The sequence below is a fragment of the Mycobacterium sp. genome (genome assembly GCF_049647605.1).
Classification (GTDB): domain Bacteria; phylum Actinomycetota; class Actinomycetes; order Mycobacteriales; family Mycobacteriaceae; genus Mycobacterium.
Genome location: NZ_JBARXZ010000047.1, coordinates 1 through 7809, shown reverse-complemented (window position 1 = coordinate 7809; position 7809 = coordinate 1). Strand labels below are relative to the sequence as shown.

General features: G+C 66.4%; 7 protein-coding genes and 2 pseudogenes. 3 read left to right on the top strand and 6 right to left on the bottom strand.

Features of this window, described 5'->3' with window-relative positions:
* Positions 1–648: pseudogene (locus WBB07_RS06655) on the top strand (Fe-S oxidoreductase); the annotation flags it as partial.
* Positions 649–724: 76 nt separating this feature from the next.
* On the opposite strand, the gene WBB07_RS06650 reads toward WBB07_RS06655, so the two are convergent.
* Positions 725–1138 (bottom strand): hypothetical protein, encoded by a 414-nt coding sequence (locus tag WBB07_RS06650; protein ID WP_526305954.1) that lies wholly within the window; start codon positions 1136–1138, stop codon positions 725–727.
* A gap of 126 nt (positions 1139–1264) precedes the next feature.
* On the opposite strand from WBB07_RS06650, the gene WBB07_RS06645 reads away from it, so the two are divergent.
* Together WBB07_RS06645 and WBB07_RS06640 are read left to right on the top strand one after the other, a co-directional pair.
* Entirely contained in the window at positions 1265–2557 is a 1293-nt protein-coding gene (locus WBB07_RS06645; RefSeq protein ID WP_526305952.1) for a pyridoxal phosphate-dependent aminotransferase, read from the top strand.
* Positions 2558–2638: 81 nt separating this feature from the next.
* Positions 2639–3910, top strand: a complete 1272-nt coding sequence (locus WBB07_RS06640; protein WP_526305950.1) for a YibE/F family protein — start codon at positions 2639–2641, stop codon at positions 3908–3910.
* Here WBB07_RS06640 and rfbA read toward each other — a convergent pair.
* The 5 genes and pseudogenes from rfbA to WBB07_RS06615 all read right to left on the bottom strand — a co-directional run.
* The gene (gene rfbA / locus WBB07_RS06635; RefSeq protein WP_526305948.1) at positions 3858–4727 is read right to left on the bottom strand and encodes a glucose-1-phosphate thymidylyltransferase RfbA; all 870 of its coding nucleotides are present in this window, start codon (positions 4725–4727) and stop codon (positions 3858–3860) included. The genes WBB07_RS06640 and rfbA overlap by 53 nt on opposite strands.
* Positions 4727–5068, bottom strand: a complete 342-nt coding sequence (locus WBB07_RS06630) for a nuclear transport factor 2-like protein (protein ID WP_526305946.1) — start codon at positions 5066–5068, stop codon at positions 4727–4729. The genes rfbA and WBB07_RS06630 overlap by 1 nt, the downstream gene beginning before the upstream one ends.
* Before the next feature lie 28 nt (positions 5069–5096).
* A complete protein-coding gene (locus WBB07_RS06625; RefSeq protein WP_526305944.1) occupies positions 5097–5819 on the bottom strand; it encodes a maleylpyruvate isomerase family mycothiol-dependent enzyme in 723 nt (240 codons plus the stop codon).
* A 5-nt stretch (positions 5820–5824) separates the two neighbouring features.
* Positions 5825–7150, bottom strand: coding sequence for a UDP-glucose dehydrogenase family protein (locus tag WBB07_RS06620; protein WP_526305942.1), 1326 nt, complete (start codon positions 7148–7150; stop codon positions 5825–5827).
* Positions 7151–7213: 63 nt separating this feature from the next.
* Positions 7214–7809: pseudogene (locus WBB07_RS06615) on the bottom strand (hypothetical protein); the annotation flags it as partial.

The window sequence follows — 7809 nt, the reverse complement described above, 5'->3', positions numbered from 1 at the left end:
CCCGTCAAGGGCCTGGGCATCGCCGGCGGCGCCAAGCGGCCGGGCGCCAAGAAGGCTGCCGCCGCTCCTGCCGCGGCCGAAGCACCCAAGACCGAAGCCCCCAAGGCTGAAGCGGCACCTGTGAAGGGTCTCGGTATCGCCGGCGGCGCCAAGCGTCCCGGCGCCAAGAAAGCCGCACCGAAGGCTGAAGCAGCTGCCGCACCGGTTGCCGCTGAGGCGCCCACGGCTGAAGCACCCAAGGCTGAGGCGCCTCCCGTCAAGGGGCTGGGTCTGGCCGCAGGTGCGCGTCGCCCCGGGGCCAAGAAAGCTCCCGCGGCCGCTGAGCCTGCAGCACCGGCTACTGAAGCCGCCGAGACCGTCGCGGAGCCGGCAGCCCAGACCCAGCCCGAGGTTGCCAAGCCGGAGCCGCCCGTCGTCGGGCTCGGAATCGCGGCCGGCGCTCGCCGCCCCGGTGCCAAGAAAGCACCGGCAGCAGCGCCGACACCAAAGCCGGAACCGACATCGGCCCCAGAACCGGAACCGACGCCAGAGCCGCCGGCTCCTGCGTCGGAGGATGCATCCGGCGATGAGTCACGGGTTGTCGGCGATGAGCCTGCGGTGAAGGGCCTCGGTATCGCGAAGGGTGCTCGCCGCCCCGGCAAGCGCTGACATCTCTGGGTGGTTGGTGGCGGCCGGAGCGACACCCGGCCCGCCGACCAACCTCCTCAGGTCATCCGCCCCCCGGTCAGCCCACCTTCGTGAGCTTGAACGGGGTTTGGGTCACCTGCCCGCCCGGGCAGCTGTAGTTGTCGTCGAGAGAGATGATCCCGTTCAGGCTGGCCGGGTCGATCTCGATCTCGATGTAGGCGGGCGCGAAGCTGCCGTCGGCGCAGATCGCCCCGTCCGGCTTGGTGACGATGAAATGCCACCAGCCGTTGGCCATCGTGGTGGGGACCCGCCAGCCCTGGTTGCTGGCCACCGTGCCGGTGCAGCCGTCGGTCTGGCAGTTGGTCGACACCGTCCACACGTTCTCTGCGTCACCCCCGGCGTAGGAGCCGTTGAATGGCGGCGCTTCGGCGTAGGCCGGTCCGGCGAGACCCGCAGCAACTGCTGCTGTCGCCCCGGCTGCCGCCAATATCCGCGTGACTGTCAACCTCATGATGTGTGCCTCCCGACTGACGTGTGCCCCGCTAGTTAACAGCCACACAGTCCAGAATCCCGGGACCGTGGCACCGGAAGCTGTGAGTCGTGTCTCTTCCCGAGCGGCAAAGACCCAGAAAACAAGTTGGACGACCGTGGGAGAATCGTCGCTGTGACCACCCACCAGCTGCCCTGGCAGTCGACCGGCCACCCCGCCCGGCAACGTGTCTTCGCTCAGTCGACGAAGTTGCAGGACGTTCTCTACGAAATCCGGGGACCTATCCATGACCACGCCGCCCGGCTGGAGAACGAGGGGCACCGGATCCTCAAGCTGAACATCGGCAATCCGGCCCCGTTCGGCTTCGAAGCACCCGACGTGATCATGCGCGACATCATCGCCGCGTTGCCCAACGCTCAGGGCTACTCCGACTCCAAGGGCATCGTCAGCGCCCGGCGTGCCGTGTTCACCCGCTATGAGCTGGTGGAGAACTTCCCTAAGTTCGACATCGATGACGTCTACCTCGGCAACGGTGTCTCCGAGCTCATCACCATGACGTTGCAGGCGCTGCTCGACAACGGCGATCAGGTGCTGATCCCCGCCCCGGACTACCCACTGTGGACCGCGTCGACAGCCCTGGCCGGTGGCACCCCGGTGCACTATCTGTGCGACGAGACCCAGGGTTGGCAGCCCGATATCGCCGACTTGGAATCGAAGATCACCGACCGCACCAAGGCGCTGGTGGTGATCAACCCGAACAATCCGACCGGCGCGGTGTACGGCCGCGAAATCCTCGAGCAGATGGTCGAATTGGCACGCAAGCATCAGCTGCTGCTGCTGGCCGACGAGATCTACGACAAGATCCTCTACGACGACGCCGAGCACATCAGCCTGGCGACGCTGGCCCCCGATCTGCTGACGCTCACATTCAACGGGCTGTCCAAGGCCTACCGGGTGGCCGGCTACCGGTCGGGTTGGCTGGTCATCACCGGCCCGAAGGAACACGCGAGCAGTTTCATCGAGGGCATCAGCCTGCTGGCCAACATGCGGCTGTGCCCGAATGTCCCGGCACAGCACGCCATCCAGGTGGCCCTCGGCGGGCACCAGAGCATCGACGACCTGGTGTTGCCCGGTGGCCGGCTGCTCGAGCAACGTGACGTGGCCTGGAACAAGCTCAACGAGATCCCCGGGGTGTCGTGTGTGAAACCGGCCGGAGCGCTGTACGCGTTCCCCCGGCTGGACCCCGAGGTCTACGACATCCAGGATGACGAACAACTGGTGCTGGACCTGCTGCTGCAGGAGAAGATCCTGCTCACGCAGGGCACCGGCTTCAACTGGCCCGCACCGGATCATCTGCGGATCGTGACCCTGCCGTGGTCGCGAGACCTGTCCAATGCGATCGAACGCCTGGGCAACTTCCTGTCCAGCTACCGTCAGTAGGGTGCGTACACCGCTCCTGATGACCTCGATCGGGCCGGCCGGCCGCGGACCCGCGGCTGGTGCCGGCCAGGCCGACCACTGATGGCTCACGGACACGACCATTCCCATTCCCTGAGCGGGCCATCGCCGCTGGGGCCGTTGGCCGCTCGGGTTGTGGTGGGATTGCTGATCGCCATCGGGCTGGCCGTGGTGATCGGAGCGGTGGCACTGTGGCCCAGCCAACAAAAGGTTGATATCCCACTACCGTTCCAGGATTCCTCGGGCGGAGCTGTCACCACCGAGTCCGGTCAAGTGATGTCGTCGACCCTGGGCAACTGCGGCAGCCCGTCGTCAGGCCAGGTGCTCACCTCCGACCCGGCTCCCGGGCTGGCCGACGCCGGCGAGTGTGTGCAATCGGTGGTGCGGATATCGTCGGGCCCCAACTCCGGCGCCACCACACTACTGGAGTTCACCCTGACCCCGGGTCAGCCCAATCTTGTTGCCGGCGAGGATGTCCGCATCATCCGCCAGGTCGATCAGCGCGGCGCCACCAGTTACGCGTTCTTCGATTACGAACGGACCTGGCCGCTGGTGGGGTTGGCGCTGGCGTTTGCGGTGATCGTCGTCGCGGTGGCCCGCTGGCGCGGGTTCCGCGCCCTGATCGGCATCGTCGTCGCATTCTCGGTCCTGGTGGTGTTCCTGTTACCTGCGCTGCGTGACGGCGCGCCGGCGGTACCGGTGTCATTGGTGGCCTCAGCAGCGATCTTGTACGCGGTGATCTACCTGGCGCACGGAGTCAGCCTGCGAACGTCGGCAGCGCTGCTGGGCACCCTGATGTCGCTGCTGTTGGCAGCGGTGTTGAGCTGGGCGGCAATTGAACTGACGCAGCTGACGGGATTGTCGGAGGACCAGAACAACCAGGTGGCGGCCTATCTGGGGCAGGTGTCCATCACCGGCTTGCTGCTGGCCGGGTTCATCATCGGCTCGCTGGGTGTGCTCAACGATGTCACCGTCACCCAGGCGTCGACGGCATTCGAACTGGCCGCGCTGCAGGCGAACTCGGCAAATCCGTCACGGCGGGCGGTGTTTGTCGGCGCGATGCGGGTGGGTCGCGATCACATCGCCAGCACCGTGTACACCCTGGTGCTCGCCTATGCCGGTAGTTCGTTGCCGCTGCTGCTGCTGTTCAGCGTGGCCGATCGGTCACTGTCGGATGTGTTGACCAGTGAGAATGTGGCCATCGAGATCGCCCGATCGGCCGTCGGCGGTATCGCGTTGGCATTGTCGGTGCCGTTGACCACCGCGATCGCCGCCGTGCTGGCTACGCCTGGCGCTCCAGCAGCTCCAACAGGTAACCGCCATAGCCGGACTTGACCAGGGTCTCGGCCCGCCGCGCCAGCTGGTTGTCGTCGATGAAGCCCATCCGCCAGGCCACCTCTTCGGGGATGGAGATCTTCAGCCCCTGCCGGCGTTCGATGGTGCGGACATAGTCGCTGGCGTCCAGCAGTGAGTCGAAGGTGCCGGTGTCCAGCCAGGCGGTGCCGCGGGCCAGGACCTCGACGGTCAACCTCCCCTGGCTCAGATAGGTCTGGTTGATCTCGGTGATCTCGTATTCGCCGCGCGCAGAGGGCCGTAACGCGCGTGCGATATCGACCACGTCGTTGTCGTAGAAGTACAGCCCCGGCACGGCGTAGTGGGATTTTGGTGTCACCGGTTTCTCCTCGAGTGACAGTGCCACCCCGTCGGCGCTGAACTCCACCACCCCGTAGGCGGACGGATCAGCCACCCGGTAGGCAAATACCGCACCACCATCCACGGATCGGAACCGGCTCAGGCTGGTGCCCAGACCCGGGCCGTAGAAGATGTTGTCGCCCAAGGCCAGTGCCACCGAATCGGTTCCGATGTGACCGGCTCCGATGACAAAGGCCTGCGCCAAACCGTCGGGCTTATCCTGTACCGCGTAGGTGAGGTTGATCCCGAACGCGGACCCATCACCGAGCAGCCTCCGAAATGCCGGCGCATCATCGCCCGCGGTGATGACCAGGATGTCGCGGATCCCGGCCATCATCAGCGTCGAGAGCGGGTAGTAGATCAGCGGCTTGTCGTAAACCGGCAGCAGCTGCTTGCTGGTGCCCAGGGTGATCGGATAGAGCCGCGTGCCGGAGCCACCGGCAAGGATGATGCCGCGCATCAGGCGTCGAGGTCGTCCTCGGTCAGATCGGTCGCGTTGAGGGCGCTTGCCAGATCGGGGTGCCGGAACACCGACGTCACCTGATCATTGACCACCCGGAACGCCGAGGCACGGTCTCCTTGCTCGGCGACCACGATGCCCTCATGGACGTAGAGCCGGCCGACGGTAACGGCCTCGGTGACGCCCTGGGCCCACGTCTGCAGCGCTTGCAGTCCTTGGGCGGCGCCGTGCGCGTCGCCGATCTCGATATCGTCGCTGGACAGGTCCACCAACGTGGTGAGGTCTTTGGCGTTCAGCGCGTCGTGCCAGGCGAGGACAGTGGCAATCTCCGATGTGCTCATGATGTGCAACCTACCTTCGTGGCGACGGTCAAAAGGTCACGCGGTCGGTCCACGACTGCCAGACGGCCTCGTCGCCGAATGTCTCGATATCGGATTCCTGCCGGACCCGACGCCCGGTCAGCGCCAGCAACAGGTCGACGGCGCTCCCCCGCAGCGCCACGCTGCTCTTGTCGTGTTGATGGCTCCAGGACACCACGTCACCGTGGCGGGTCACCGTCCATTCACCGGCAACGTCGGTGGCGTGCAGGTGGATCGACTGGCCGTCCTGCAACGCCGTCGCCGCCGAGTCGAAATAGGTCAGGATGTCGAGCAGTTCGGTGATCGCATCGGCGGCCAGGTCGGGTTCCACGGCGACAGGTTGTCCCAGCGCCAGCGCCGCATCGACACCATGGACCAGCACTTCGTGCAGGCGCCGCCGCAGCCACCACGACGCCGGCCGCGGCCCCAGGAAGGTCCACACGTCGGCGTCGGCGGAGTCCACTGCGGAGACCAGCAGCCGCCCGCCTTCGTCCAGCCATTCGAGTTCCTGGCCGACGGGCGGCTTGCCATCTCGAACCGCCCGCGGATCCAGGTTCTCGGTGGCCCGCTCTGCCACCATCTGCGCGGCCCACCGGTTGCCGCGGCCCACATGCCGGAACAACTGCTCCAAAGTCCAGCCCGGGCATGTCGGCACCGGTGTCGCGGGATCACCCGACGCGATCAACGCGCCGAACGCCTGGTTTTCGGCAAGAAACTCAGCAGCAAAATCCACGCGGGTCAGGCTACCCGTCGGCCCAGGCAGTGCACCCGCCAATCGGCGTTACGCCACCGCGCCACATCCAGGCAGTTCCGGCCGTCGACGATTACCCTGGCGTGCACCAGCTTCGCCAGCGCGGTCGGGTCGAGATCCACGAACTCCTGCCATTCGGTGAGCACCACCACCACGTCGGCGCGCTCGCACGCTTCCAGGGCGGAGGTGGCGTAGTTGAGGGTGGGAAACACCTTGCGTGCGTTGTCGAGCGCCTGCGGGTCGTAGACGTTGACGGCGGCACCGTTGAGCTGCAGCAGGCCGGCGACGTTCAGTGCAGGTGAGTCGCGGACGTCATCGGACTCCGGTTTGAAGGCCGCACCCAGGACCGCGATATTGGCGCCCAGCAGCGATCCCCCACAGGCGCTGGTGACCAGTTCCACGGTTTTGGCGCGGCGGCGCATGTTGATGCTGTCCACCTCACGCAGGAAGGTCAGGGCTTGGTTTGCGCCCAGTTCACCCGCACGGGCCATGAAGGCCCGAATGTCCTTGGGTAGGCAGCCGCCACCAAAACCCAGTCCGGCGTTGAGGAATCGACGACCGATGCGGGCGTCGTACCCCAGCGCGTCGGCCAGCACCGTCACGTCGGCGCCGGCGGCTTCACACACCTCGGACATGGCGTTGATGAACGATATCTTTGTTGCCAGGAAGGCATTCGCCGACACCTTGACCAGTTCAGCGGTCTGCAGATCGGCCACCAGGAACGGCACGCCGTCGGCGATCATCGTCGAATACATCTCGCGCAGCATCGCTTCGGCGCGGACCGAGCCGTCCTGCACACCGAGCACGATCCGGTCGGGATGCAGCGTGTCACTGACGGCGTGCCCCTCGCGCAGGAACTCCGGATTCCAGGCGATCTCGACGTCGACACCATTGGGCGCCAGAGTTTTTGCGCGCTGGGCCAATTCTGCGGCGGTGCCCACCGGGACGGTGGACTTGCCCGCAATCACGGACGAGCGGGTCAGCCGCGGCACCAGCTGGTCGATGACTGCGTGCACGTGCCGGAGATCGGCGGCGTACTCACCTTTCTTCTGTGGGGTTCCCACTCCGAGGAAGTGCAGGTCGGCGAAGTCGCCGGCCTCGTCGTAATCGGTGGTGAACCGCAACCGTCCGGAATCGATGTTGTCGCGCAACATCTTTCCCAGCCCGGGTTCGTAGAACGGAACCTCACCAGCGGCGAGCTTGGCGATCTTGCCGGGGTCGACGTCCACGCCCAGAACCTCGTGCCCCAGTGCGGCCATGCCCGCAGCGTGAGTGGCTCCCAGATAGCCGGTACCGACGACGGTGCAACGCATACCACCATCTAGACGCATCCACACGAACGCCGGGTTACGTCCACCCGGTTGCTCAGGTGACCGTCAGTCGAACGGCCACACCGGCAGAAGTCCGCCGCTACCCGAAGATCCGGATCCGCCGGACGACTCGGACCCGCCGGAAGATCCGGAGCCGCCCCCACGTCCCGAGCTGGATTCACTCGATCCGCTGGAAGCACCAGAACCGCCGGAGGAACCCGATCCCGATCCTGGCCACTGCGGCAGTTGCGGGAGTTGAGGCAGCTGCGGGACCGAGGGAACTTGCGGAACCGTCGGGACCGGGGCTGTGGCCGTCGGAACAGTCACCGTCGGGACTGTCACTGTCGGGACTGCCGTCTCTGTCGGCAGTTCGGGCTGCTGCGGTTCCGGTGTCTTGGTGGGCTGTGTCGGCTCCGGCGTCTTGGTGGGCTGTGGTGTCTTGGTAGGCCGTGTCGGCGGCGTCCAGTCGTCGTCGGGCTCGTCGCTCGGCGGATTCCAGCCCGGCCAGTTGTTGTTCGGGTTCTGCCACGGCGGCCGGAAGATCGGCGGCAGCTGGATGATCGGCGGCGGGATGACCGGCACAAACACCGGCGGTGGAGCAACAGCCGGGGGCGCGACCGGAGCCGGTATCGGCGCTGCCGGAAGGGGCGCCGGCGCGGGCG

Bases quoted from the DNA above. Each gene is read 5' to 3' on its own strand.
- WBB07_RS06640 (WP_526305950.1), top strand. From the start codon at position 2,639: ATGGCTCACGGACACGACCATTCCCATTCCCTGAGCGGGCCATCGCCG.
- WBB07_RS06630 (WP_526305946.1), bottom strand. From the start codon at position 5,068: ATGAGCACATCGGAGATTGCCACTGTCCTCGCCTGGCACGACGCGCTG.
- WBB07_RS06620 (WP_526305942.1), bottom strand. From the start codon at position 7,150: ATGCGTTGCACCGTCGTCGGTACCGGCTATCTGGGAGCCACTCACGCT.
- WBB07_RS06650 (WP_526305954.1), bottom strand. From the start codon at position 1,138: ATGAGGTTGACAGTCACGCGGATATTGGCGGCAGCCGGGGCGACAGCA.
- rfbA (WP_526305948.1), bottom strand. From the start codon at position 4,727: ATGCGCGGCATCATCCTTGCCGGTGGCTCCGGCACGCGGCTCTATCCG.